Consider the following 23,744-nt stretch of genomic DNA (forward strand, 5'->3'; position numbering starts at 1 on the left):
TTCATTTTTATTTATAGTCTCCTGGCTTAAGAGTGCTGAGTCAGGAGTTAAAGATCATTTGTCATTTGTCAAGCGTCAAGGATCATTAATTATTTTCTTCCTCTGCTCCCCCTGCTTCCCCATCCTCTCTTGTCCCCCCAATCCCCATTGCCCCTTATCCCCAGAGGGGGCCCCGAGTTCCCCAATCCCCAGTCCCTCTACGCAACTTTAGGAGAAAACTATTTTGTCAGATGTGATTTATCAAGCACAAGCACCTTTAGAATTTATTCCTCCGGCGTTTAACCCCTGGGTATTAAAAGTAGTCCATCTGTTACTACCCAGTTGGATAAACTGGCAAACACCTATTACCAAAATTGAAGCAGATAACGTAGAGATTTTGGTAGATCTCTATCGCCAGTTTCAGGAAGGTAAGATCCGTTTTATGCTGGCATTTCGCCATCCGAAAACTGACGATCCATTTTGTTTGAGCTACTTGTTTTCTCAACTCGTGCCAAAGGTAGCACGACAGGGCACAGCACTACAACTTCCGATTCATGCTCATTTTATCTACGATCGCGGCATTCCTCTATGGGCAGGTTCCCATGTTGGTTGGATTGCTTCTCGTTTAGGTGGTACGCCAATTCAGCGGGGTAAGGCTGACTGGACGGGGTTACGTTCGGCGCGTGAGTTGTTTGCCAATGGAAAATTCCCGATGGCTGCTGCGCCAGAAGGTGCTACTAATGGTCTATCAGAGATTATCAGCCCTCTAGAACCTGGTATCGCCCAATTAGGCTTTTGGTGTGCTGAAGACTTGCACAAAGCTGGACGTAACCAACAGGTTTTAATTGTACCAGTTGGGATTAAATATAGTTACGTTGATGCTCCTTGGGAAGCGATCGCTCAGCTTTTAAGCGAATTGGAAGCGGCTAGTGGTTTACCGATGAATCCACCAGTACAAGGTAATGTTGCTTCTATAGAGTCGCTTTATCCCCGGTTATTGACTTTGGCAGAACATTTACTTTCGCTGATGGAACAATTTTACACGCGGTTTTATCATCAAAAGCTGCTAGATGCCAAGATTGTAACTGGAGAAATTCAAGATAGAAATGAAGCACTAGCACATCGTTTGCAAGCTTTGTTGAATGCGGCGCTACTAATATCAGAGCAGTATTTTGACTTGCAGCCAAGAGGCAATTTAAATGACCGCTGTCGGCGGGTAGAGCAAGCTGGTTGGAATTATATATTTAGAGAAGAATTTAAGGATATAAAAGCATTATCTTCTATAGAGCGTGCTTTAGGCGATCGCGTTGCTGAAGAGGCAAATGCACGAATGTGGCACATGCGCTTAGTAGAAAGTTTTGTCGCAGTTTCCGGCAACTATATCCGAGAAAAACCGACAGTAGAAAGGTTTGCTGAAACAACTTTAATATTATGGCAAATGATTGCTCGCCTCAAGGGTAACAAAGCTTTTCAGCGTCCGCAGTTAGGTAAGCAACAGGTAAAAATAACTGTTGGCAAACCCATATCTATTTCTGAGCGTTATCCTGTATATAAAGAAAATCGCTTAAGTGCAAAGCAATCTGTTGCTGAGGTGACTAATGATTTGCAACAGGCGTTGGCAGCTTTAATTTAATTAGGATGGTGAGGTTCGCTCTCACCATTCATAGCGCTTTGCATTGAGGAAAAATCATGAATTAACATATTGAGTATTGGTATTGCTACATAATCTTTATGATACAAATTTGGTTTATAACCTCAGTGTGATGTCTGTATACTTCTGTGGATGCTTTAATTAAAAAGTCATTTATGAGGAGATATTATGAATTTAGCTTACTTGGTATTGGCACATAATACGCCTAACCACTTATGCAAGTTGATTGATGCTCTTAATAGTCCTAACGTTGAGTTCTTCATACACATAGATCGTAAAAGTGACGAATCACTTTTTCAAGAAAAAATTCATCATCAAAATGTTACGTTTATTCGAGATAGAGTATCTGTTTATTGGGGTGAATTTTCTACAATAGAAGCTACTATAAATTTGATTCGAGAAGCCTTAAACAGTCAACAGAGATTTGACTACCTAATTTTAATTAGTGGAAGTGATTATCCTCTAAAGAGTGCAACCTACATAAACGACTATTTTTCTCAAAGGGTTGGAACGGAGTTTATCAATCTAGTTGAGATGCCCAATCAAGAAGTAAGTAAGCTTCTAGATAGACTTTATAAGTATCAACCGCAGACACTATATAATCACAGCTTTTATCGTATAATAATGCGAATTTTTGCTGCTGTAATCAACAACATTATACCTTGGAGACGTGATTACAAAAAAGTTCTAGGAAATCTAAAACCGTATGCAGGAAGTCAATGGTGGGCATTGTCAGCAGATGCATGTCACTACATCTTATCGTTCGTCGAAACAAATCCCAAAATAGTAAAGTTTTTCCAAAACACATTGACACCGGACGAAATGTTTTTTCAGACAATTATAGGTAATTCACAGTTCCGAACAAAAGTTGCAATGAATTTGACTTTTACAGAGTGGGAAAGTGTTGAACATCCAGAACTTATCAATATAGAACAGTTACAGAGGTTGAAAAAAAGGGATAAAATTATAGAAAATAATGTCTATGGAAGTGGTGAGATGCTATTTGCAAGAAAGTTTAAAGATGAGAGTTCAGAACTCACCGACTTTATTGATAATTGGATACAAGAATCTTAAATTAAAAATGTTAAAACATCGCCTAGAGCACCATTCACTTGGGAAAAACTTTAGATAAATCGAGAACTAAAGCAGGGAAAAATCGCAGATTAACTGATTCATTTGCCAAATAAATCAACTTGCGGCGATAACCAAATTTACCCTGCAAATGTTGATAAGGCTTGCTATAGCATTCTAAAGAATTATCTACTAAATTAAATATCCAATAATTAAAAATATTCGCTTCTGTATAAAGCAGTAATTTTACCTCTTGGTCATATTTCAAGGAGGAATCAGAAATTTATATTAAAAGTAATATGTCAGAGGTGCTGGGATGATTTGTTAGATAGTCATCATCTCTATTTTTTGCAATTACTCTATCTGGTTCAGGCTCACTGTAGTTAGACAAAGTACTTGGTTATTGTCCTCGCAGGGTTGCGCGATCGCCTACTAATTTATATAATTCTCGCTCTAGGCGTGTTTCACAGACTGAATGTGGTGTACCTTTTGCTGCCATGTAAAAATTTCACCCTTAATTAGCTCCACTCGGTCATCCTCCCTAAAGAAGCCGAGTTCTGCCATCTGGTGATATTCAGCTATGGTAAAACGTTTAGCTGTGGTTAGGCTCATAGCAAATACGGGACATGCAGAATTATTTGCATTTTATCCTTTTACACTCAAAATAAATAGGTGGAATAGGAGCCAACCCTTTCCACCTGTAAGATTAAATTACAATTATCTTTGCAACTTAAGTGAAGTGATTTTCTAACAAAGATGCGATCGCGTCTGGATGAATATTTTTGTATTTCTTTTTACCAAGCTGCAAAACACAATTAGGCGCGCTACCGCAGCATTTTTGGCAACCGGTGTGTTCAATTTTGACTTTATCTAACAAACCGCGATCGCACAAGGTTTTCTCTAATTCTGATAATAATCCTTTGCCGCCACGCTTCATACAACCAGACTTTTGACACACCATAATCCTGGGTTTGGGTTGAGGTGGTAGATCTGGAATTGGGCAAACACCCATTGGTATAACTCGATAAGCTTTAAGTTTAATTTTACCTGTGCGTGGATCTAATTTACTATGACCACAAATGCGAATTTGCTCACCAGGTACTAACGATGTCAAAGAGCGGCGTAACTCTTTAGGAAGTTTAACTTGCACACTTCCAGATGGAACTGCTAACTGCAAGTATTTATATTTTCCTGGTTCATCACCAATAAAACCTAGTAACTGTCCCTCAACATTTAACTCCGATAAAGTCAGATATTTGTCACCCATTTTCAGACACTCAAAAGATAAAATAATAAACCCCACTCTGATGGGGTAATTTCACTTATCCAAAGAAAGAAGGGAAAATCTGTTTTTTACCTTTTACCTTCTCTCTTTACCGTTGGAGCAAAATTTTATGCCAGACGTTTAGCTTCTACAGTTTGAGGTAAATTTGCTGCATCTGGCAAATCACGAAATTCCAATTCCCAACCATTTGCTAAGGTGAGAATTTTACCCTCATTTCCTTCTGTTTGTTTAACTACTTCTTCCTCTAAGTCTTTTTTAGCAACATAGACAACCAAATTGCCGGCATTATTCATCCGTAACATTACTTTCATGAGATTCCTCAGCAGATTCTAGTTCTTTTTTCTTACAGCCGACGACGAACCCTGTTTCCAAAAAATGCACGGCATAGATATAGGAAGTTTGCAAATATGTGCCGATACTTGCTATGTAGCCGATATCTCCCTTGTTTGCTAAAACTTGCCCAACTTCTTTACCAGGGAACGTACCATCGTTTTTGAGCAGTTTGCGAACTCTGACTTTTTCACCGATTTCAAAAGCGGGTGGTAAGTTAAGCTCTAATTCATCGCGTTGCATGAGAATACCTCTGTTCTCGTACCAAATTCAAAAGTTCTTCTGTAGTCAGGCTGCGTTTTTTCTGTATCGATTGGTGGCGCACTGCGTCTAAAACAGACTGGGTTTCTTGAGAGTTCAAGAAAATACCATGCTGTTGTAGCAAACTAGATACTAAATGCCTACCAGAATGTTTACCCACGACTAAACGCCGTTCCCAACCTACTTCTTCAGGCGCAAATGGTTCGTAGGTGATGGGGTTTTGCATTACGCCGTGAGCATGAATACCAGACTCGTGAGCAAAGGTATTTTCACCAACGATCGCTTTCCAGGGTGGTACGTCAGCACCCGATGCTGAAGCAACTAGTTGAGATAGTTCCAGCAAACTGGGAGTGTCAATACCCAAATCGACGCCATAGATGCGTTTGATCGCCATGACAACTTCTTCTAAAGCTGCATTGCCAGCTCTTTCGCCCAAGCCGTTAACTGTGGTATTAACAGATGAGGCTCCAGCTTTAATGCCAGCCAAAGCATTGGCAGTTGCTAGACCAAAATCATTGTGGGTGTGGATTTCTAGAGGTACTAACAAAGCTGATGCGAGTCGTTTGACTTTCGTGTAGGTGGTGAAGGGGTCGAGAACTCCTACAGTGTCGCAGAAGCGAAACCGTGACGCACCCCATTCTTGGGCATAAAGTGCTACGTCTAAGAGGAAGTTTTCATCAGCTCTAGAAGAATCTTCTCCCCCTACTGCTACCCAAAGACCTTTATCGAGGGCGAAGCTGATACAATCTTTGAGTTTTTGCAAACTTACCCGCCACTGACCGTGGAATTTAGCGGCGATTTGGATACCAGAGACGGGAATAGCAATATGCACTCGGTTCAGACCGCAGGCTATGGAAGCCTTAATATCTGAGATGACAGCGCGGTTCCAGCCTAGGAGTTTAGCTTGTAAACCCAAGTCAGAAATTGCACAGATCGCGCGGATTTCTTCCTCACCCATTGCCGGAATACCGACTTCTAATTCGGGAATACCTATGGCGTCAAGAAATTTAGCGATCGCTACTTTCTCTTGTAAGTTAAAGGCAACACCTGCTGCTTGTTCGCCATCACGTAATGTAGTGTCATTAATTATGATTTGATTCATTGCAAACTTCCCTCTCTCGGAATGTTTCCTAATATCCTTTCTCTCTACAATTCCTAATGATGGTAAATGCTAAAAATATCACAACTCATAATGCAGTATTCTTCATTCTTAATTATTATCGAATTAGGAATACCACATCTGTATGACAAAGAACCAAAACCTGGTATAATTTACGAATTCTTTTTACTGTTGTCAGTTGAAATTTGTTCGAGTAGCAAACAACTGATGTAGCTATTAATAAGTCCTGAACAAAGCAAAAGACCAAATCCAGCAATTAAAGTGGAAATCATCGCTTTAACCTCATAGTTTCTAGATAATTGGTGTGTAGCCTAACCAAGAAAATACACTTCAAAGCTTAAGGGTACATAGCTACACTTGTTCGGCTAACCAATCAAAAATTCGCCCTAGTTGTTCTAAGTCAATTAGCCCATACTGCCAAAGGAGCATTGGTAACGGTCCATTGTTCAACTCACGGTGTCGCAGCGCCACAGCAATATCAGCTTTTGTAAGTTCGAGTTCATTGTGCAAAAAAGTAATGAATTTTATATCGCTGTTACGAGTTGCCATATCGGACATTCAAATTATTGAGCTAGGTAAGAATTAAAAATTTTAAATCCCAAGTCTTGCTTGGTAATTTCGCCTTTTTAATTGTCGGGATATGTCAGGATAATTTCAGATTTAGGAGACTAGACAAAATCCAAAATTAGGTTAACCTCTATCAGTCTGCAACAAAATCTGCTAACAGACAGTAGCTTCAACTTCTAAATTTCATGGAGGTTCATGCATTCTTTAAAATAGGAATGGAGAATCAGTATTCTTTTGCTTTGTGGTATCCAAAGTTCATGGTCTGCTGGATTAAAAAGCAGCAAGCAAAGATAAACTTTTATCTGTGGTTTGTGATCTCTGCTTATGACTTTTGGCTCAGCAATCATCGCTATAATTCCAGCACCGCTCTAGCCAATCGACTAATTCGTGGCGAGCCGCAAGAAATTGCATAACTGTACTGCGTATCAGAATTGCTTCTTGCAAATTATTTACTTGCACTCGCAAAGAACCATCGGGGTGACAGGAACTTTTAATCATTAACTCTTGCAAACGGTGATATATTCGCCAGCGATCGCTTAAAGGAATCTGCAAAACTTGATCGCCTGATGCGTCAGAACTACAAGGTGATAACATAGTCGTTTGTCCTTTGTCCATAGTCCATGATCTTTCTTACAAAGTTGAGCCAGTCGCTTGGGCGGGTTAAGAGACTTGTGCGTTAGCGTAGCGGTAGCGACGCAGGAGCGTCACTGGCGTCTGATCTAAGGAAGCCTTAGCTCAGACTTTGTGCTTCTGTCAGTAGTCTTTTGCAAATGACAAGTGACTAATGACTCTTAACTTTTAAGGTTTGTAGTTGTTGTTCAAGTTGCTCAATGCGCGAGAGCAACGAGCTAATCACAGTTGCTTCTAAGTCGGGTAGCTTTCCATGTTCTAGAGGACTGAGACTTGTGTCATTGCGGGAAATAATCCGACCGGGAACCCCTACAACAGTGCAATCGCTAGGAACTTCGCGCAAAACAATTGAGCCAGCACCAATACGGACGCGATCGCCAATTTGGATATTGCCTAAAACCTTCGCACCAGCGCCCACCACAACGTTTTTACCTACTGTGGGATGTCGCTTACCGCTTTCTTTCCCAGTCCCACCAAGGGTGACGCCTTGGTAAATCAGCGTATAGTCTCCCACGATCGCAGTTTCGCCAATCACAACACCCATCCCGTGGTCGATAAACACACCCTGACCAATCTCTGCACCTGGGTGAATTTCAATTCCCGTCAAAAATCGCCCGATATGAGAAACTAAGCGAGGGATAAAACCCACTCCTCGACGGTGTAACCAGTGAGCGAGACGATGCAAACATAATGCGTGCAGTCCAGGGTAGCAAAATACTACTTCTAGCCAATTACGTGCTGCGGGATCGCGCTCAAAGATAATGCGAAAATCACTCAATAATGGCTCAAAAAAAATGCCAGAGAGCAGATTTTTTACCAGGGATGTATTTGCAGAATCCTGCACTTTGATAGTTTGGGAATTGCTGATACTGTCAAAGGACTGTTGCATCGGTAATGTCTATCTGGTTGAAAGAGCCATGTGCTATTTTTATGCTTATATCAGGCGACTTCCAACTAGATAGGAAACCCAATGTTGATTGGATTTATTGAATTGATTAAGGTTGTACTCAAACGCCCAAACCCCGACTTAAGGGAAATTTAAAATTTCTCTTGGGGTAGGGGTGCTAGTGTTTAACTATGGGGGTACTAGTATTTTTGGGGCAGGGTTTAAGAATTTATGTACTCGCTACAAGAAACTTTACCTGTAAGACTTTGAAAACATTTAAGCAAGATATTTTGCAGTATATTAAGCTGTACTCAGATGCACTCAAATATGAGGTAGATGAAGCTAAAAATCAATATTCTGTATATCGTATTACTATTAGTATCTTATTATTTGGTTAGGCAAAAAACAAGTTTCTTTATTTTCTTTTAGGATTTGCTGTCTGTATGTATGCATACGTTTCTAAATATAGCTGTAGCTCATAGTAAATGTTTTATTCTATTGGTGTGTGGAAGTTGCGATGCCTTCGGCAAGCCGCTTCTCTTCGAGACGCTGCGCGAACGCGTCTACGCAAAAACTGAGCGCTTGGATTTTCGAGACTGATTCATCCAGTTCAAATACTCGCCGACGAAGTTCAAAGGTGGATTCATCCAGTTCAAATACTCGCCGACGGAGATAAAAGGTGGATTCATCCAGTTCAAATACTCGCCGACGGAGATAAAAGGTGGATGAACAAAATAGGGGCGTACATGTGTACACCCCTACAGCCAATTTATTTATTGCAAAGATTTTTGAAAATGATATGAGACTCGCCGACGAGTATTAATTTATCAAGAGACAGGAGTTTTTGCAGATTTCCCTTTACCAATAGCTTTAAAGCGATCGCCCAACTGTTCAACGATAGTCTTTAAGCCTGGAGTCTTTTTCGATGCTGTCTTCACGTAATCATAAACAGTCAAACTGCTAGTCATCGCTTCACTACCGACAGCCATTAGGGTATCATCTACCTGTCTGGTGAGTTGCTCATCAGCAACCCTGTTGAGGAGAAAAACGTAATTTATACAGTATTTTGCAGTTTCTACCAGAAGTAGGTCGTGCTTAAGCGATAATAAATACATTTGCTTATAGATGCACAGTTATGATCTGCTGCCTCAATCCTGCTTGCCACAATCCGCCCAATCCAGATCGCACAATGTTTTGCTGTAACTGCGGCACAGGATTGGTGGTGTTGAGAAACCGCTATCGCCCGATAAAAACATTAGGTGGTGGGGGATTTGGTAAAACCTATTTAGCAGAAGATTTAGACAAGCTAAATGAATATTGTGTAATCAAGCAATTTGCGCCGCGAGTACAGGGAACTGCGGCAATCAACAAAGCTACAGAACTATTTGAGCAAGAAGCAAGGCGACTGCAACAACTAGGAGAACATCCGCAGATTACCACGCTGTTGGCGTACTTTGAAGAAGAAAATAATCTGTATTTAGTGCAGCAGTTTATCAACGGGCAGAATTTATTAGCTGAATTAAAACAACAGGGAACTTTCAACGCAGAAAAAATCTGGGAAGTTTTGCTTGATTTATTAAATATCCTGAAAACGGTTCATCAGCACAAAGTTATTCACCGCGATATCAAACCAGAAAATATCATTCGTCGCAGCACTGACGGCAAGTTAGTCTTGATAGATTTTGGGATTTCCAAGCAACTCACCATGACAGTTATCACTAACCCAGGAACAACAATTGGTTCCCCAGGTTATGCGCCATTAGAACAAATACAGGATGGTAAAGCTTATCCAGCGAGTGATTTATATAGTGTTGGTGCAACTTGCTTTCACTTACTGAGTGGAATTCACCCTTGGATAATGTGGGAACAACAAGGTTATGGGTGGGTTTCTTCTTGGCGGGAGCATTTGCAACAACCACAAAGCAGCGAATTGGAGAAGATTCTTGATAAGTTACTGCAACAAGATTATCAGCAACGTTACCAATCTGCTGAAGAAGTTTTACAGGATTTTAGTTCACAGTTACCATCACTTTCACCAGTACACTCAACTCAGGCAGTAGGTGTAACTCAACCACCATCATCATTTCCTGCAACATTACCCCATCAGCCTCAACCTGGAACATTGCCAGCACCAGTAAAACCAAAAGTATCGCTACAAAAGGCATCTAGACAAAATACTAATTGGAGAATAAGATTCTTGGTGGTTGCTGCTATTCCAATAATTGGAACTCAAATATATGGTTATTTTCGTTATAGCTTGTTTCCGACTAATCCGATATCTCTAATTGCCAGCATACCAAGCGGAGTTTTATTACAAAGAACCCTCACAGGGCATTCTAGCTCGGTTAATTCCGTCGCCTTCAGCCCAGATGGCAACACCCTTGCCAGTGGCGGTGGTCTTACTGACTACACTATCAAACTGTGGAATCTCGCAACCGGAGAACAAATCCGCACTCTGACTGGGGATTCTGGCTCGATTAATTCCGTCGCCATCAGCCCAGATGGCAAAACCCTTGCTAGTGGTAGTGATGACACCACCATGAAACTGTGGAATCTGGCAACTGGAGAAGAAATCCCCACCCTCACAGGGCATAACTGGGTTAATTCCGTCGCCTTTAGCCCAGATGGCAAAACCCTTGCTAGTGGTAGTGCTCACAACACCATCAAACTGTGGAATCTGGCAACTGGAGAGCTAATCCGCACTCTCACTCATTCTAACTTTGTCTTTGTTCGTTCCGTCGCCATCAGCCCAGATAGCCAAACCCTTGCTAGTGGTAGTCGGGAAGAGACTGGTAGTGGGAACGGGACAATCAAACTGTGGAATTTGACAACCGGAGAGCAAATCCGCACCCTCGCTGGGCATTCTGGCTCGGTTAATTCCGTCGCCATCAGCCCAGATGGCAAAACCCTTGCTAGTGGGAGTGATGACAGCACCATCAGACTGTGGAATCTAGCAACTGGAGAGCTAATCCAAACTCTCACAGGGCATCCTCTCTGGGTTTATTCCGTCGCCTTTAGCCCAGATGGCAAAACCCTTGCCAGTGGTAGTGGTGACAAGACCATCAAAATTTGGCGGCTACGGTAGTGAGTGCTGCGATCGCTGTTTTGAGTATTTAGCTAAACACAGATGCAACTACAGCGAAATAATAGCTTCATTAGCACGTTTACCGGAGATGCAAGGGGAGCGATCGCACTACAGCAAAATTATAGTTTCATTGGTGCCATACTCCGTGGTGGTGTTATGCGATATTCCTACGGAACGCTGCGCGATCGCTTACTTAAAATTGAAATTGAGTATCAAAAGCGTCGCTACGATAATTACTATAAAATTTCAAGTTAGGATGAAATGAGCGAGAGAGATTTTGTTGTCATGAATAAGAGGACTCAACTGCTCGAAGTAATTGCAGCTTTACCAGAGGAATTAGTTGACCAAGCATTGAATTACGTGCAAATGTTGCAAAATCCGATTCAGATTACACCTGGAATTTGTGGAGGACAAGCACGAATTAGAAATACACGAATTCCCGTATGGACTTTGGTCGCATATCATCAACAAGGTGCTTTGGATGAAGAATTATTGGCAAATTATCCTGGATTGACTAGGGAAGATTTAAGCGCTGCTTGGAATTACTACGAACAAAATCCCGAACAAATCGACCGAGAAATTGCCCAAGATGATTTAGTTTGATGGCATTACAATTTTACTCCAATGAAAACTTCCCGATCGCAATGGTAAATTTACTCAGAGCAGAGGGATATAATGTATTAACTTCCTACGAAACAGGTCAAGCAAATCAAGGTATTTCTGACGATGTTGTTTTGCAGTATGCTACAAAGATGGGTCGCATTTTGATTACGGAAAATCGCCAGGATTTCATAGATTTGCATCGTATTGTATCAAATCATGCTGGCATAATTATTTTTAAAAGCGATCGTGATTATGCTGGGAAAGTCAAGGCAATAATTGATTTTCTGAATGAAGATAGTCGAACCTTAGAGAATCGTTTATTGCGGGTTATGAAGCAAAATATAAAAGCAGTCGGACAGATTTTTGTCATACAAGAGTATGGTAAAGGTTGATTGCAATCTCTTCGATGTCTCTAATTGCAGGTTCGGTAAGGCGAAATTATAGTTTCATTGGTGCGACGCTCCGTGGTAGTGTTATGCGATGGTCACTGGGCTTTGCCCATCGCAAATAGGTACAAACTTAAGTTTATTATTCGCAAAAATCGTCTTAAAATTAAAGAGCTTTGAACTGATTGGCAACTCAGGCGAAACAGCCAATCTCTACCAATTTTCTTCAGTTGAAGTCAAGCAAACAGCCTTCAGAATTGATGGTGTATTTCTGCCCATCCAAGATCAAGAAGTGCCGATTTATTTTGTCGAGGTTCAATTTCAACCAGACACAGAGATTTACTGGCGCTTAATATCAGAAATTTCTTTATACTTACGCCAAAATAGACGCAAAAATCCTTGGCGAGGAGTGGTAATTTACCCAAGCAGAGATATAGATATAGGTGAAAAAGAAGATTTCATAGAATTCTTCCACAGCCAGCGTATCACTAGAATTTACCTAGATGAATTAGGTTCAGCTGCATCCTTACCAATAGGCATTGCTACACTAAAATTAGTAATTGAAGATGAAGATACAGCCATTAACAGCGCCAAGGAATTAATCAACCGCACCCAGCAAGCAGCAAATTTACAACTGCCACAAAAACAATTACTAGAATTGATTGAGACAATCTTAGTTTACAAGTTTCCTCAAATGAGTCAAAAGGAGATAGAAGCAATGTTTGGATTAAGTGAATTGAAGCAGACACGGGTTTATCAAGAAGCTAGAGAAGAAGGTGAACAAAAAGGACGTTTAGAAGCAAAATTAGAAGCTATCCCTAAACTGTTAGCACTGGGTTTAACCCAAGAACAGGTAGCACAGGCGTTGGATTTAAACATTGCACAAGTCCAAGAAGCAGAACAGATGGGGCGATCGCCTCGATGACTATGCAGAAAAGTTATAATCAGCAGTCCAACATTTAAAACAAATGAACTGGAAACTTGACGAAGCACAACAAAAGCTGCCAGAGGTGATTGATGCGATCGCCTCAGAACCTCAATTAATCTTCAAGCAGGACAAATTAGTTGCTGCGATCGTAGAACCTCAACTTTTCCAAGCCTTCCTTGCTTGGCATCAGCAACAAAAAGTCTCTTCCTTCGCAGATGCTTTTGCAGAATTACGTCAACTCTGTGCGGAAGAGAATTACATTTTAGAGACTTCTGCACGATGCAGCGATCGCCATATCCCATTTGCTCAAGAGTAAAGAAGCCTCGCCATTAGCGGTAGCGTCTCTAAAAGAGAAGGCATCGCACATTAATCAAGATTATCTGGATCCATGCCAAGCGATCATCTTTCGAGACTCATTAATGGAGTTCAAAGACTCGTTAACCCAGATAAAAGGTGGATTCATCCAGTTCAAAGACTCGTCAACCCAGATAAAAGGTGGATTCATCCAGTTCAAAGACTCGTTAACCCAGATAAAAGGTGGATTCATCCAGTTCAAAGACTCGTCAACCCAGATAAAAGGTGGATTCATCCAGTTCAAAGACTCGTTAACCCAGATAAAAGGTGGATGCATCCAGTTCAAAGACTCGTTAACCCAGATAAAAGGTGGATAAACAGAATAGGGGCGTACAAATGTACGCCCCTACAGTTAGCCGATGAGTACTAAATTATCAAGAGACGGGAGTTTTAGCAGATTTGCCCTTACCCATAGCTTTAAAACGTTCGCCCAACTGTTCAGCAACAGTTTTTAAGCCTGGAGTCTTTTTTGATGCAGTTTTCACGTAATCATAAACTGTCAAACTGCTAGTCATAGCTTCACTACCGACTGCCATTAGGGTATCATCTACCTGTTCGGTGAGTTGCTGCATTGAGATTAAAAGTTCGGTAAGCGTAGCGGCTAATTGATAATCTCGAACAAGTTCCTCAACGTCAAAGGTGGATGGAAGAATTTCGCGGTTAGACTGAGCAGCGGTGATGCTATTATTCACAAAAGCTAGGCTTTTATCGCCCATTTTCACCAACTTACGCCGTTCTTCAGTGCTGAGAGTAATCAAAAATGGCATCTTTTGTTGAACTGTCTGTAGCGCGGCTTTAATTTCTTGGATATCTTGTGGTGAAAGGGAGGCTGCAATATTTTGATAAGCCATTGTATATTTACTTTGATAGTTCTAATGGTGAAGTAGCAATAGTTGCTAAGTATAGAATTCCCATTGGTAAACGCGATCGCACATCATCACCTATTTATTTATCTGTTTTAGCGCCGATGCTGAGGGATACTGACCAGATGCAATCAAAGCTTGTCGCTCTACAAGCCTTTCATCGCTGTTAAAATCTAGGATACGTGCGGTGACTTCACCGATGTCTGTTTGATGTTGAATGACAGCTTCATCTAGCCGAAAATGCTCACCCCAAAAGTCTCTGCGTGGGTTAAAAAACCGCACAAGTTCGCCAGTTTGCCAATTAATTGACCCTAAATCCGTGCCTTTTTGCAGGTTACAGAAGATACAGGCATAGCAGAGATTATCTGCTGTTGTTGAACCACCGTGTTTCACGCTGATGATATGGTCAACTTGACAACCCGATGATCTATCTACTTCAGAGACGAGACAGTATTCACAAATATGATCAGCGCGAGATGCAACCAAACGCCGCAGTTCTAAACTAATGTATGAACGAGACACTTTGGATACTTATTTAGGGTTAATGTAGTTACGAGCTTTTGCTTTTGCTAATGTCATAATATGCTCTAGCGTGAGGAAATGATCTAACTCTCGCTGGTCACTTCCTGTAAGACCTTCAGTTTTTGCCCGGTAAACCAGATCCTCTAAGCGCTCTTTTGCAGCATCCGAAAGTTTAAAATCGATAACACTTTGGGGAGTGGTTCCAGCAGCAATAAACTCTATAATTTCATCGTAGACTTTGGTGGTATTTACAGATGTAGTCATGAGATTACCTCTTTTTATTTAATTTTACTGATTTACAACGCCACTTTTAATGACTTTCCTAGTGTTTTAGGCTCTGGCAAAGGTTGACTATCTGCCAAAGATAGATTCAATCAGCATTTCTAAAACTTCCTGAGCATTTTTCAAAGCTTCTTCGTAAGTCTCTCCATCAGTGTGACAAAATTCTCCCCATTCAGGAAGACTGACAACAAAACACTCATCTTCATCAGACCACTGAATAATTATCGTGTAGTGAGAATTAATTCTTTTTCTTCCTCTTGAGCATTTTTTATTTCTTCTAACCTTTGAAGTGTATTATTAACGTCTTTCTCTTGCTAAGCTTTAGCATCACTTCCGTCTTTACCTGATATAGTAACTCTCCCAGGTAAAAGGGGATGATACCAATTAGTGTGGCTACCTTTCCCAGGACGGTAACTAAACCCTGCTTGCAGCAACAAGCTTTTGAGTTCTCTGATTTTCTTGGGCATAGCCTCTGTTTACATTTTCACTCCCCTGATTTACCACTAATCTCTTTGCTTATCTATGGAACTTCCAAAGATTTTCCTAGCGTCTTAGGCTCTGGTAGAGTTTCCCCGTCAGCCAAAGATGATTCAATCAGCATTTCTAAAACTTCCTGAGCATTTTTCAGAGCATCTTCATAAGTCTCTCCGTGAGCGCAAGGCTGCATTATATACGTAAACTCAGGTAAGAAAACGACATAACATTGGTCTTCTTCTGACCATTGAATAATGATTGTATATTTCATATTTATTCATAAGCTTCTCGCCGATGAGCAATAGTAGTTACCATGACTTGATTTGTTCCATCATCAACTTGATAAATTACTCGATAGTCACCAATGCGATCGCGGTAATAACCTGCAAAGTCACCTTTAAGAGGTTTAACATTAGGATGAAACCGAGGGTTTTGTTCTAGTTGCTCAAAGCACCTAGCAACCTTTTTGGCTAAAGCTTGGTCTGCTGTAGCATAAATCTCCTCGGCTTTGGCAGATAACACAACGTTATACATCAGACCGAATTGTTCTCCAGTTTTTTACCCGGCCTTCAGCAATATCTTTTTTACCCCTTTCAAAGGATTCAATAAATCCAGGGATATCAAGCAACTCTTGGGTAGCATCTTCACTTTCTTTATCTGTGAGATATGCTAAAAAATCAGCAACCAGTTCTAGGCGTTCAGAAGATAATCCATCTAGATATTGGTTGATTTGCTGACGAACTTCTGTGTTGTTCATATTTTCACCGCTCTTTTACTTCTCTAATTGTGCCAACTTCTTCTGAGCATACTCCCGCACTTGCTCATCTGGGTCATTTTTGGCTCTGTCGCGTAACATTGGTAAAGTCTGGGGATGCTGAGGAAATTGCTTGATAATTATCTCTAGTGCAATGCGCCGAGGGTTGGGGTTATAGGGAGGATCATGGCTATCCTTAAAGGAGTCATCAACGGCGCACTGGTAGTAGATGTCAAACAAATCAGCATAATATTTAAAGTGTTTAGCTAATTCTTCGACTGCTACACGTCGCACATACCAGTTATCATCCTGGGTAGCGCGTTCTTTGAGGATGGATTTAGTGTCGGGATCATCTTTGAAATTTTGAGCTAATTCTTCTACTGCTGTACCTCGCACATAGTTATCATCCTTGGTAGCGCGTTCTTTGAGGATGGATTTAGTGTCGGGATCATCTTTGAAATTTTGGGCTAATTCTTCTACTGCTGCACCTCGCACATAGTTGTTATCATCCTGGGTAGCGAGTGCTTTGAGGATGGATTTGGTGTCGGGGTCATATTTGAAGTTCTGAGCTAATTTTTGGACTGCTAAACCTCGGACATCTTCGTTATCATCTTGGGTAGCGCGTTCTTTGAGGATGGATTTGGTTTCGGGGTCATCTTTGAAGTTCTGAGCTAATTTTTGGACTGCTGTACGTCGCACATCGTTGTCATCATCTTGGGTAGCGCGTTCTTTGAGAATGGATTTGGTGTCGGGGTCATCTTTGAAGTTCTGGGCTAATTCTTGTACTGCTATACGTCGAACATACCAGTTATCATCCTTGGTAGCGCGTTCTTTGAGCCAGGTTTTGGTGTCGGGATCATCTTTGAAGTTCTGGGCTAATTCTTGGACTGCTAGAAGTTGCACGCTTGGGCTATCATCCTTGTTAGTGCGTTCTTTGAGCCAGGTTTCGGTGTTGGGGTCATCTTTGAAATTCTGGGCTAATTCTTGGACTGCTACACCTCGGACATCTTCGTTATCATCCTTGGTAGCACGTTCTTTAAGGATGGATTTGATGTCGGAGTCATCTTTGAAGTTCTGGGCTAATTCTTGGACTACTGCACGTCGCACATACCAGTTATCATCCTTGGTAACGCGTTCTTTGAGCCAGGTTTTGGTGTCGGGATCATCTTTGAAGTTCTGGGCTAATTCTTGGACTGCTAGAAGTTGTACGCTTGGACTATCATCTTTGGTAGCACGTTCTTTGAGGATGGATTTGGTATCGGGGTCATCTTTGAAGTTCTTGGCTAATTCTTGAACTGCTACACCTCGCACATCTTCGTTATCATCTTTGGTAGCACGTTCTTTAAGGATGGATTTGGTATCGGGGTCATCTTTGAAATTCTGGGTTAATTCTTCTACTGCTGTACATCGCACACTCGTATTATCATCCTGGGTAGAACGTTCTTTCAGGATGGATTTGGTATCAGGGTCATCTTTGAAATTCTGGGCTAATTCTTGGACTGCTACACGTCGCACATACCAGCTATTATCATGGGTAGCACGTTGTTTGAGCCAAGTTTTGGTGTCGAGGTCATCTTTGAAATTTTGGGCTAATTCTTGAACTGCTGCACGTCGCACACTGGCACTATCATCTTGAGTAGCGCGTTCTTTAAGCCAGGTTTTGGTATCAAGAGATTCTTGCCAAGTCGTTGCAATTGCTGTGACTGCTTGAGTGCGAATTTCTTGTGCTAGCTTAGTTTCTTCTTCATCGTGATAGAGGTCGTAATAGTACCAGAGATCATATTTAGTTAAGTCTTTGAGCTTGTCAAGTAATTGAATAGCTGTTGACGCGATCGCCAAACGATTCCTCACCTCTACAAGACACTTAGCCGCTAAAAAAAGATTGACAAACTTTTCCTCTTCGCCATCTTGCATCATTAAATAATCAAGAATTTCCCCAACAAATCTTGGTTCAATCATTCCCGCAATTAGCAGCAAGACTTCATGCCAACTTTCATCTTGCCAGTGTTTGCCAAAAACTTCATTCTTAAGTTCCTCAAGAGTCAGCGTTTGCGTTTCTTTAAACTGCCAGACAAACTCCCAAGCACAGAAATATTCTAAAAATGTCCGATGCACAAAAGCATAATAATCCGCACCCAGGAAACATAACATAAAGTTGCGAGTCCGCAGTTGATTAATCATCACCCGCGCAACTTCTCTGGGTTTATCAAATTCTATGGTTTTGAGATAATCAGTCAGAACTTTGACTAAATCATTTTCATTAATCAAATTACCTGCCAAACCTTTATCACCAGTTTGCATAAGATAAGCAACCTGACGTAGCATTGCTTGTTTATCTTTATAATCAATCGTCTTCGGATCTAACCTCTTATCTTCCATCAAAGCGCGTTCCACATCCCATTGATGCAGCAGTACCCGCGATGCTTGATCGTAAAGTGTAGCTCTATCTCTTGGTAGCTCTTGATTACGATTAAGAATTGCCATCATCGTCAACAGCAGAGGATTTCCCGCCAATTCTGCAATAGATTTGGAAGCTGCAATTCCTCTTTTTAGCCGTTCCCGTTTTCTCACTTTATCTACTGCATCGGTAAAAGTTAACTCATGCCAACGGTTGATAAAATCCTGAATTTGTTCTGAGTCTAAATCTTGTAATATAAAGTGGCGAAACTCAGCATTAAGCAATCGTTGCGGTTTATAGCCAATAATCCGAGAAGTGACAATTACCTGTATATCAGGATAGTCATTAGTAAAGCGATGAATATCAGTAATTACATCTTCTCGCTTACCAGGGTCAAATACCTCATCCAAACCATCAAACATCACTAAGGCATTACCAACTTTTAATTGTTTATCTAGTTCAAGCTGATTGAGATGATGAATTGCACCACTACATTTATGGAAGAATTCGAGAAAATTATTGCACTCTTTATCTTCCCGTCGCCGCATATAAGTGCGTAATTCAATTAGCAAGGGTATTGGTAATGAGATAACATTATTCAGTGGTGACTCAGCCCAATTCAAAGCCAGAAATTGCAACAATGTAGACTTACCTGAACCAGGATCGCCCAAAATCACAATATATTTATAATCTTGCTTTTTATTGACAACATCTAAAACTGAACGGATCGGCTGTTCAAAATAAACCCGTTTGTGGCGTTCTAATTCTTCTAATTCAACTGCTTCTAATTGCTCACTTTCTAGCAGCCGTCTCAGATGTTCTTTAGGCAGTTCGTGAACTTGTGGTAAAACTTGATGAGTTTCCCGGACATTTTGAGCAGTAAAAATCTGCCATAATTTCAGTTCGTTATAGGCATATCCGCTGGTATCTAAGCTATCTAACTTGAGATTGCCATACCATTCGCGTATTCCCTCTTGATATTTAATTAAATTAAAATCTGGAACAATCCCAGCAATTTCTTTTGTATTGATTTCAATATCAGATAACTTTTGTAATTCTAGGATATGGTGTAATTCTTTTGAATCTAAAAGAAGTTCTTGGACTTGTGTTAAATACTGTTCTGTAATAGATTGCCAGTTAAACTTAGATGGCAGAGGTTTTAATTGCAGCCTGTTCCAACTATCTTCTAGGGTTTTAGCGTCTAGAGATTCACAATTAATATCAAAAGCCCTACCAAGAATTTCTGTAACCGACTTATCGCTAATAAATTTTTTGATGTCTTTGGTATACTCTTTAATCTCAGTTTCAGCAAGTTTGCAACGAACCTTTAACTGCTGCTGCATGAGTTGCAAAAATTCCTTTAACGCTTTACCAGCAGCAATTTCTATATCTTCCTTCTTAAGTTTCTGGAAAATCTTGCCAGGGATGCCTTTTAATAAATCTTTAGCCCAATCTTTAGCAGCATCCTTGGCTAAGTCTTCCAAAATGGGTTTAAAAATCAACCCGGCGGCCTGAGTTACACCCCATAAAAATAACCAGTCCAGCATAATACTCGCGTTTATTGAAATTGTGACTACGAGTATATACACTAGCTTGGGTAATGTTTCTGAATTTCAGAGTTATTGCTGAAATATCACAGGAAAAAACCCGACGACTGGAAGTCGCGGCTAAAAGAACAAAACCCGCCTGCGCGGGTTGGAAATGCTGAATCTTTCATCAGTCTGCGTAGATATTCGTTTGTATAGCGGCGAATTCTATTGGTTTGGGCTGGTAACTGCGATCGCAATTTTCCCCACTGCACGCTCGGTTTCGCTATAAGTATGAGCCGCCGCTAATTCTTGTAAGGGATATGTGCGATCAATCACTGCGCGAATTTTGCCCGCCTCAATCAAATCTTTAAGATAAACCAAATCTTGAGTGTTAGGTCTTTCAAGGATAAATTTAGCTTTTTGACCAGGAATAAAAGCTGTTAAGATACCCTGCACAAAGATTTCGGGCGTTGGCAGAGTTGTGATATAAATTCCAGTAGGTTTGAGGACTCGTTTACTGGTAGAGAGCGATCGCTTGCCAACCACATCAAAAACAATATCGTACTGCGCTGCACCCTCAGTAAAATCTTGTTGCGTATAGTCAATGAGATAATCTGCTCCCAGAGATTTCACCAAATCCAAGTTTTTAGTACTGCTAACTCCCGTCACCACTGCTCCTAAAGCTTTAGCAATTTGCACTGCAAAAATCCCCACACCCCCCGCAGCACCATTAATCAAGACGGTTTGTCCTGCTTGAATATTCCCCTGATCTCGCAGGGCTTGCAAAGCCGTAAGCGCTGCTAAAGGCACAGTCGCAGCTTCTTCATAAGATAGATTCGTTGGTTTGAGAGCCACCAAGTTTTCTGGAACGGCTGCAAATTCGGCGTAACCTCCTCCAGGTAAGCTAGTACTGCCATAGATAGCATCCCCTGGCTTAAAGCGTGTGACACCAGAGCCGACTGCTACGACTTCTCCCGCCACATCAAACCCCAGAATCTTCGGGAATTTGCTGCCGGTAATCAAACTCAACATCCCTTGGCGAATTTTCCAATCAACGGGATTAACGCTACTGGCACGAACTTTCACAAGTAACTGGGTTGGCTCAATTTTCGGCTGCTCCACGTCTTCATAGTGCAACACCTCAGCCGGCCCATACCGACGGATAACGACTGCTTTCATCGCATTCCTCCTGCTACCCTGTTTGACTCACACAACTTAGACAGCCTGTTTTTTCTGATAAATCTAGTCTAGCGATGTCTACGACGGGCTACGCCTACACTAAGGTTTGTAGTGAGCAATTCAGAAAATTCATTGCGTAGTTTACCGCCGTAGGCATCGCTCAATCATGTTAGATTGTAGTTTGTTGTTTCTCTCAAACACAAAATCCGAGACTTTACTATCCATCTCCTCATTGTGGGAATGAAAAAAAAGAATTGAAAAGTTAAATTTTTTGAAAAACATGTGCAGCAACACATCTATTTTCACAAACCTGCATGGCTTGCCAGATAAGACTTAGAACCATAATTGAATATCATTGTCAAAGCAAAAATTAAAAAAATATGAATTGCATTTTTACCCTCAAAAAAATGATATGTTAGATACAGAATTGAATTTCGCACGTTTCTGGAGTAGAACGATATAGACTACTCCAGATTTTTCACCCTCAAATCCTTGCCATTTATTGGTTTTGAAAAAATTTGAGGTCAATCTGAGTACACATTGAAATAACCCAAACCCAGATTCAAGTTAGTTAAAGTCCTTGCTGGGATGGGATTGTGGCTGAGTACAGATAAATCCTGAACCCCTATCTATAAACACTAGAACCCCAACCAAAAAATACTAGAACCCCTACCCAAAAAATAAATTTTTAATTCTTGTAATACTTGAAGAATTAGGGTTTTTATTGCTTGAGTACAAGCGTAATAAATCCAATAAATTCTATCCTAGATAGACGCATCGCCGACCTTGAGGACGGCTGATATAAATCTTATATCGCCAATCACCTAACGCTCTGGCAAACACCAGCAGCTAAAAGTGAGTGGAGGGATGAGATAGCACCATGCCTGAAGTGAATGGAAGTCGCGGCTTTACACATATAGTTCTACCCAAGACCCAACCGTTGACACACACCAGCAGAACCTCAATGATTTTATCGCCTGCCCTACTATGTAATTAGCCGCCCTCATCAGGCATCTTTGCTTTAGTAGGCAGCGTGGGTATAAGACGCGGCTTCAATTCCTAGGCACAGACAATAGCAACAACATCTCCCACAGTGGCAGCCAGTCCACCGACCTTTTGCGAAATTCAATGACATCACCGTCTACACGACTCCTCACCTCCCCCGCTACGGAATCGACGACAACCCCAGCAAAATCAGGTGGTTGCGGCTGCGACAGCAACAGCAGCGCCACCGTGGAAAGGGATGAAAAGCTCCAAGAACGCATTGCTAAACATCCCTGCTACAGCGAAGACGCCCATCACCACTACGCTCGGATGCACGTTGCAGTTGCCCCAGCCTGTAATATTCAATGCAACTATTGCAATCGTAAATATGACTGCGCTAACGAAAGTCGCCCTGGAGTGGTTAGCGAGTTATTAACACCAGAAGAAGCAGCACACAAAGCTTTGGTAATTGCTGGTAAGATTCCTCAAATGACAGTTGTGGGAATTGCTGGCCCTGGCGACCCATTGGCAAACCCAGAAAAGACATTCCGCACATTTGAGTTGATTGCAGACAAAGCACCGGATATCAAGCTTTGTTTATCAACCAACGGTTTAATGCTGACCGAACACATCGATCGCATTAAACAATTAAATATAGATCACGTTACGATCACTCTAAACACCATCGACCCAGAAATCGGCGCACAGATTTATTCTTGGGTTCACTACAAGCGTAAGCGTTATAGAGGCGTTGAAGGAGCCAAGATTCTGCTCGAAAAGCAGATGGAAGGATTGCAAGCCCTTAAAGAAGCAGACATCTTGTGCAAGGTTAACTCGGTGATGATTCCGGGAATTAACGACCAGCACTTGGTTGAAGTGAATAAATTCATTCGTGAGAATGGGGCATTTTTGCACAACATCATGCCGCTGATTTCTGCACCAGAACATGGCACACACTTCGGCTTAAATGGTCAGCGCGGCCCTTCAAATAAGGAACTCAAAGAAGTTCAAGACAATTGCTCCGGCAACATGAAAATGATGCGCCATTGCCGTCAGTGTCGAGCCGATGCAGTTGGATTATTGGGAGAAGACCGCAGCCAGGAATTTAGCAAAGATAAATTCTTGGAAATGTCTCCAGAATATGACCTCGAAAAGCGCGCCAGTGTACATCAAGGTATTGAGAAGTTTAAAGAAGAACTTAAAGTAGCCAAAGAGAAGGCGCTAGTCGGCAAGAAATTTGCCAACAATCCGAAAGTCCTAGTTGCAGTAGCAACCAAAGGCGGCGGATTAGTTAACCAGCACTTCGGTCATGCCAAGGAATTCCAAATTTACGAAGTAGAAGGCAACGAAGTTCGCTTTGTCAGTCACCGCAAGATTGACCAGTATTGTCAAGGTGGATACGGTGAAGAAGCCACTTTTGAGCATATTATGAAAGCGATCGCAGATTGCAAAGCAGTTTTGGTTTCCAAGATTGGCAACTGTCCCCAAGAAAAATTGCAAGAAGCTGGCATACAGACTATTGAAGCTTACGACGTAATTGAAAAGGTTGCTTTGGAGTTTTACGAGCAATACGTAGAAGGACTGGGTAATAAGGACTAGGGACTGGGGACTAGGGATTAGGGA

At 41.4% G+C, this 23,744-nt stretch carries 26 protein-coding genes and 4 pseudogenes; 10 read left to right on the forward strand and 20 right to left on the reverse strand.

The window, feature by feature from the left end; translation table 11 throughout:
* The first annotated feature begins 223 nt into the window (after positions 1-223).
* Positions 224-1,612 carry a 1-acyl-sn-glycerol-3-phosphate acyltransferase gene (locus FNW02_RS23510; protein WP_191759908.1) on the forward strand — a complete coding sequence of 463 codons (1,389 nt, stop codon included), beginning with the start codon at positions 224-226 and terminating at the stop codon, positions 1,610-1,612.
* A 186-nt stretch (positions 1,613-1,798) separates the two neighbouring features.
* Positions 1,799-2,704 (forward strand): beta-1,6-N-acetylglucosaminyltransferase, encoded by a 906-nt coding sequence (locus FNW02_RS23515; RefSeq protein ID WP_191759909.1) that lies wholly within the window; start codon positions 1,799-1,801, stop codon positions 2,702-2,704.
* Positions 2,705-2,738: 34 nt separating this feature from the next.
* Here FNW02_RS23515 and FNW02_RS23520 read toward each other — a convergent pair.
* From FNW02_RS23520 to FNW02_RS23565, 10 genes and pseudogenes are all read right to left on the reverse strand, one after another.
* A pseudogene (locus tag FNW02_RS23520) lies at positions 2,739-3,313 on the reverse strand (Uma2 family endonuclease).
* Between the two features lie 118 nt (positions 3,314-3,431).
* Positions 3,432-3,968, reverse strand: a complete 537-nt coding sequence (locus FNW02_RS23525; protein WP_191759910.1) for a (2Fe-2S) ferredoxin domain-containing protein — start codon at positions 3,966-3,968, stop codon at positions 3,432-3,434.
* Positions 3,969-4,093: 125 nt separating this feature from the next.
* Complete coding sequence (gene nifT / locus FNW02_RS23530; protein WP_191759911.1) at positions 4,094-4,297, reverse strand: putative nitrogen fixation protein NifT; 204 nt, start codon at positions 4,295-4,297, stop codon at positions 4,094-4,096.
* Positions 4,272-4,559, reverse strand: coding sequence for a nitrogen fixation protein NifZ (locus FNW02_RS23535; RefSeq protein ID WP_191759912.1), 288 nt, complete (start codon positions 4,557-4,559; stop codon positions 4,272-4,274). Before FNW02_RS23535 ends, nifT begins: the two co-directional genes overlap by 26 nt.
* Positions 4,546-5,679: a homocitrate synthase gene (nifV, locus tag FNW02_RS23540; protein ID WP_191759913.1), complete on the reverse strand. Its 1,134-nt coding sequence runs from the start codon at positions 5,677-5,679 to the stop codon at positions 4,546-4,548. Before nifV ends, FNW02_RS23535 begins: the two co-directional genes overlap by 14 nt.
* Before the next feature lie 369 nt (positions 5,680-6,048).
* A complete protein-coding gene (locus tag FNW02_RS23545) occupies positions 6,049-6,246 on the reverse strand; it encodes a DUF2949 domain-containing protein (RefSeq protein WP_191759957.1) in 198 nt (65 codons plus the stop codon).
* A gap of 354 nt (positions 6,247-6,600) precedes the next feature.
* Complete coding sequence (locus FNW02_RS23550; protein ID WP_191759914.1) at positions 6,601-6,858, reverse strand: Asr1405/Asl0597 family protein; 258 nt, start codon at positions 6,856-6,858, stop codon at positions 6,601-6,603.
* A gap of 187 nt (positions 6,859-7,045) precedes the next feature.
* Positions 7,046-7,783: a serine O-acetyltransferase gene (gene cysE / locus FNW02_RS23555; RefSeq protein ID WP_191759915.1), complete on the reverse strand. Its 738-nt coding sequence runs from the start codon at positions 7,781-7,783 to the stop codon at positions 7,046-7,048.
* Positions 7,784-8,275: 492 nt separating this feature from the next.
* Positions 8,276-8,536, reverse strand: coding sequence for a hypothetical protein (locus FNW02_RS23560; RefSeq protein ID WP_191759916.1), 261 nt, complete (start codon positions 8,534-8,536; stop codon positions 8,276-8,278).
* A gap of 71 nt (positions 8,537-8,607) precedes the next feature.
* Positions 8,608-8,799 (reverse strand): annotated as a pseudogene (locus FNW02_RS23565) (hypothetical protein); the annotation flags it as partial.
* Between the two features lie 116 nt (positions 8,800-8,915).
* On the opposite strand from FNW02_RS23565, the gene FNW02_RS23570 reads away from it, so the two are divergent.
* From FNW02_RS23570 to FNW02_RS23600, 7 genes are all read left to right on the forward strand, one after another.
* Positions 8,916-10,865 (forward strand): protein kinase domain-containing protein, encoded by a 1,950-nt coding sequence (locus FNW02_RS23570; RefSeq protein WP_191759917.1) that lies wholly within the window; start codon positions 8,916-8,918, stop codon positions 10,863-10,865.
* 42 nt (positions 10,866-10,907) lie between these two features.
* On the forward strand, positions 10,908-11,120 hold the full coding sequence (locus FNW02_RS23575; protein ID WP_191759918.1) for a hypothetical protein: 213 nt from the start codon (positions 10,908-10,910) through the stop codon (positions 11,118-11,120).
* Positions 11,121-11,150: 30 nt separating this feature from the next.
* Positions 11,151-11,468 carry a DUF433 domain-containing protein gene (locus tag FNW02_RS23580; protein ID WP_191759919.1) on the forward strand — a complete coding sequence of 106 codons (318 nt, stop codon included), beginning with the start codon at positions 11,151-11,153 and terminating at the stop codon, positions 11,466-11,468.
* Positions 11,468-11,860, forward strand: coding sequence for a DUF5615 family PIN-like protein (locus tag FNW02_RS23585; protein WP_045868747.1), 393 nt, complete (start codon positions 11,468-11,470; stop codon positions 11,858-11,860). Before FNW02_RS23580 ends, FNW02_RS23585 begins: the two co-directional genes overlap by 1 nt.
* Positions 11,861-11,948: 88 nt before the next feature.
* A complete protein-coding gene (locus FNW02_RS23590) occupies positions 11,949-12,779 on the forward strand; it encodes an Rpn family recombination-promoting nuclease/putative transposase (RefSeq protein WP_191759920.1) in 831 nt (276 codons plus the stop codon).
* Positions 12,780-12,822: 43 nt separating this feature from the next.
* Positions 12,823-13,098, forward strand: coding sequence for a prevent-host-death protein (locus FNW02_RS23595; RefSeq protein ID WP_191759921.1), 276 nt, complete (start codon positions 12,823-12,825; stop codon positions 13,096-13,098).
* Between the two features lie 72 nt (positions 13,099-13,170).
* Entirely contained in the window at positions 13,171-13,506 is a 336-nt protein-coding gene (locus FNW02_RS23600) for a PHD finger domain-containing protein (protein ID WP_191759922.1), read from the forward strand.
* A gap of 4 nt (positions 13,507-13,510) precedes the next feature.
* Here the strand turns inward: FNW02_RS23600 and FNW02_RS23605 are convergent, their stop codons facing one another.
* The 10 genes and pseudogenes from FNW02_RS23605 to FNW02_RS23650 all read right to left on the reverse strand — a co-directional run bounded on the left by FNW02_RS23605 (position 13,511) and on the right by FNW02_RS23650 (position 21,137).
* Entirely contained in the window at positions 13,511-13,987 is a 477-nt protein-coding gene (locus tag FNW02_RS23605) for a hypothetical protein (protein ID WP_191759923.1), read from the reverse strand.
* Between the two features lie 90 nt (positions 13,988-14,077).
* Positions 14,078-14,521: an HNH endonuclease gene (locus tag FNW02_RS23610; protein ID WP_191759924.1), complete on the reverse strand. Its 444-nt coding sequence runs from the start codon at positions 14,519-14,521 to the stop codon at positions 14,078-14,080.
* A gap of 9 nt (positions 14,522-14,530) precedes the next feature.
* Positions 14,531-14,785 carry a hypothetical protein gene (locus tag FNW02_RS23615; protein ID WP_191759925.1) on the reverse strand — a complete coding sequence of 85 codons (255 nt, stop codon included), beginning with the start codon at positions 14,783-14,785 and terminating at the stop codon, positions 14,531-14,533.
* A gap of 32 nt (positions 14,786-14,817) precedes the next feature.
* Positions 14,818-15,046: pseudogene (locus tag FNW02_RS23620) on the reverse strand (type II toxin-antitoxin system HicB family antitoxin).
* Positions 15,025-15,270 (reverse strand): annotated as a pseudogene (locus FNW02_RS38900) (type II toxin-antitoxin system HicA family toxin). The pseudogenes FNW02_RS23620 and FNW02_RS38900 overlap by 22 nt, the downstream one beginning before the upstream one ends.
* Before the next feature lie 53 nt (positions 15,271-15,323).
* Positions 15,324-15,548, reverse strand: a complete 225-nt coding sequence (locus FNW02_RS23630) for a type II toxin-antitoxin system HicB family antitoxin (protein ID WP_191759927.1) — start codon at positions 15,546-15,548, stop codon at positions 15,324-15,326.
* Positions 15,549-15,550: 2 nt separating this feature from the next.
* The gene (locus tag FNW02_RS23635) at positions 15,551-15,811 is read right to left on the reverse strand and encodes a type II toxin-antitoxin system RelE family toxin (protein WP_191759928.1); all 261 of its coding nucleotides are present in this window, start codon (positions 15,809-15,811) and stop codon (positions 15,551-15,553) included.
* On the reverse strand, positions 15,804-16,034 hold the full coding sequence (locus tag FNW02_RS23640; protein ID WP_191759929.1) for a hypothetical protein: 231 nt from the start codon (positions 16,032-16,034) through the stop codon (positions 15,804-15,806). The genes FNW02_RS23635 and FNW02_RS23640 overlap by 8 nt, the downstream gene beginning before the upstream one ends.
* A 15-nt stretch (positions 16,035-16,049) precedes the next feature.
* Entirely contained in the window at positions 16,050-19,976 is a 3,927-nt protein-coding gene (locus tag FNW02_RS23645) for a HEAT repeat domain-containing protein (protein WP_191759930.1), read from the reverse strand.
* 207 nt (positions 19,977-20,183) lie between these two features.
* Positions 20,184-21,137 carry an NAD(P)-dependent alcohol dehydrogenase gene (locus FNW02_RS23650; RefSeq protein ID WP_191759931.1) on the reverse strand — a complete coding sequence of 318 codons (954 nt, stop codon included), beginning with the start codon at positions 21,135-21,137 and terminating at the stop codon, positions 20,184-20,186.
* 1,128 nt (positions 21,138-22,265) lie between these two features.
* On the opposite strand from FNW02_RS23650, the gene nifB reads away from it, so the two are divergent.
* Positions 22,266-23,720 carry a nitrogenase cofactor biosynthesis protein NifB gene (nifB, locus tag FNW02_RS23655; RefSeq protein ID WP_191759932.1) on the forward strand — a complete coding sequence of 485 codons (1,455 nt, stop codon included), beginning with the start codon at positions 22,266-22,268 and terminating at the stop codon, positions 23,718-23,720.
* Positions 23,721-23,744 lie beyond the last annotated feature (24 nt).

It is taken from the genome of Komarekiella delphini-convector SJRDD-AB1 (genome assembly GCF_014831675.1).
Classification (GTDB): domain Bacteria; phylum Cyanobacteriota; class Cyanobacteriia; order Cyanobacteriales; family Nostocaceae; genus Komarekiella.

Excerpts from the sequence above, each read along its gene's own strand:
- FNW02_RS23515 (WP_191759909.1), top strand. The coding sequence starts at position 1,799 with ATGAATTTAGCTTACTTGGTATTGGCACATAATACGCCTAACCACTTA.
- FNW02_RS23525 (WP_191759910.1), bottom strand. The coding sequence starts at position 3,968 with ATGGGTGACAAATATCTGACTTTATCGGAGTTAAATGTTGAGGGACAG.
- nifT (WP_191759911.1), bottom strand. The coding sequence starts at position 4,297 with ATGAAAGTAATGTTACGGATGAATAATGCCGGCAATTTGGTTGTCTAT.
- FNW02_RS23535 (WP_191759912.1), bottom strand. The coding sequence starts at position 4,559 with ATGCAACGCGATGAATTAGAGCTTAACTTACCACCCGCTTTTGAAATC.
- nifV (WP_191759913.1), bottom strand. The coding sequence starts at position 5,679 with ATGAATCAAATCATAATTAATGACACTACATTACGTGATGGCGAACAA.
- FNW02_RS23545 (WP_191759957.1), bottom strand. The coding sequence starts at position 6,246 with ATGGCAACTCGTAACAGCGATATAAAATTCATTACTTTTTTGCACAAT.
- FNW02_RS23550 (WP_191759914.1), bottom strand. The coding sequence starts at position 6,858 with ATGTTATCACCTTGTAGTTCTGACGCATCAGGCGATCAAGTTTTGCAG.
- cysE (WP_191759915.1), bottom strand. The coding sequence starts at position 7,783 with ATGCAACAGTCCTTTGACAGTATCAGCAATTCCCAAACTATCAAAGTG.
- FNW02_RS23570 (WP_191759917.1), top strand. The coding sequence starts at position 8,916 with ATGATCTGCTGCCTCAATCCTGCTTGCCACAATCCGCCCAATCCAGAT.
- FNW02_RS23575 (WP_191759918.1), top strand. The coding sequence starts at position 10,908 with ATGCAACTACAGCGAAATAATAGCTTCATTAGCACGTTTACCGGAGAT.
- FNW02_RS23580 (WP_191759919.1), top strand. The coding sequence starts at position 11,151 with ATGAATAAGAGGACTCAACTGCTCGAAGTAATTGCAGCTTTACCAGAG.
- FNW02_RS23585 (WP_045868747.1), top strand. The coding sequence starts at position 11,468 with ATGGCATTACAATTTTACTCCAATGAAAACTTCCCGATCGCAATGGTA.
- FNW02_RS23590 (WP_191759920.1), top strand. The coding sequence starts at position 11,949 with ATGGTCACTGGGCTTTGCCCATCGCAAATAGGTACAAACTTAAGTTTA.
- FNW02_RS23595 (WP_191759921.1), top strand. The coding sequence starts at position 12,823 with ATGAACTGGAAACTTGACGAAGCACAACAAAAGCTGCCAGAGGTGATT.
- FNW02_RS23600 (WP_191759922.1), top strand. The coding sequence starts at position 13,171 with ATGCCAAGCGATCATCTTTCGAGACTCATTAATGGAGTTCAAAGACTC.
- FNW02_RS23605 (WP_191759923.1), bottom strand. The coding sequence starts at position 13,987 with ATGGCTTATCAAAATATTGCAGCCTCCCTTTCACCACAAGATATCCAA.
- FNW02_RS23615 (WP_191759925.1), bottom strand. The coding sequence starts at position 14,785 with ATGACTACATCTGTAAATACCACCAAAGTCTACGATGAAATTATAGAG.
- FNW02_RS23630 (WP_191759927.1), bottom strand. The coding sequence starts at position 15,548 with ATGAAATATACAATCATTATTCAATGGTCAGAAGAAGACCAATGTTAT.
- FNW02_RS23635 (WP_191759928.1), bottom strand. The coding sequence starts at position 15,811 with ATGTATAACGTTGTGTTATCTGCCAAAGCCGAGGAGATTTATGCTACA.
- FNW02_RS23640 (WP_191759929.1), bottom strand. The coding sequence starts at position 16,034 with ATGAACAACACAGAAGTTCGTCAGCAAATCAACCAATATCTAGATGGA.
- FNW02_RS23645 (WP_191759930.1), bottom strand. The coding sequence starts at position 19,976 with ATGCTGGACTGGTTATTTTTATGGGGTGTAACTCAGGCCGCCGGGTTG.
- FNW02_RS23650 (WP_191759931.1), bottom strand. The coding sequence starts at position 21,137 with ATGAAAGCAGTCGTTATCCGTCGGTATGGGCCGGCTGAGGTGTTGCAC.
- nifB (WP_191759932.1), top strand. The coding sequence starts at position 22,266 with ATGACATCACCGTCTACACGACTCCTCACCTCCCCCGCTACGGAATCG.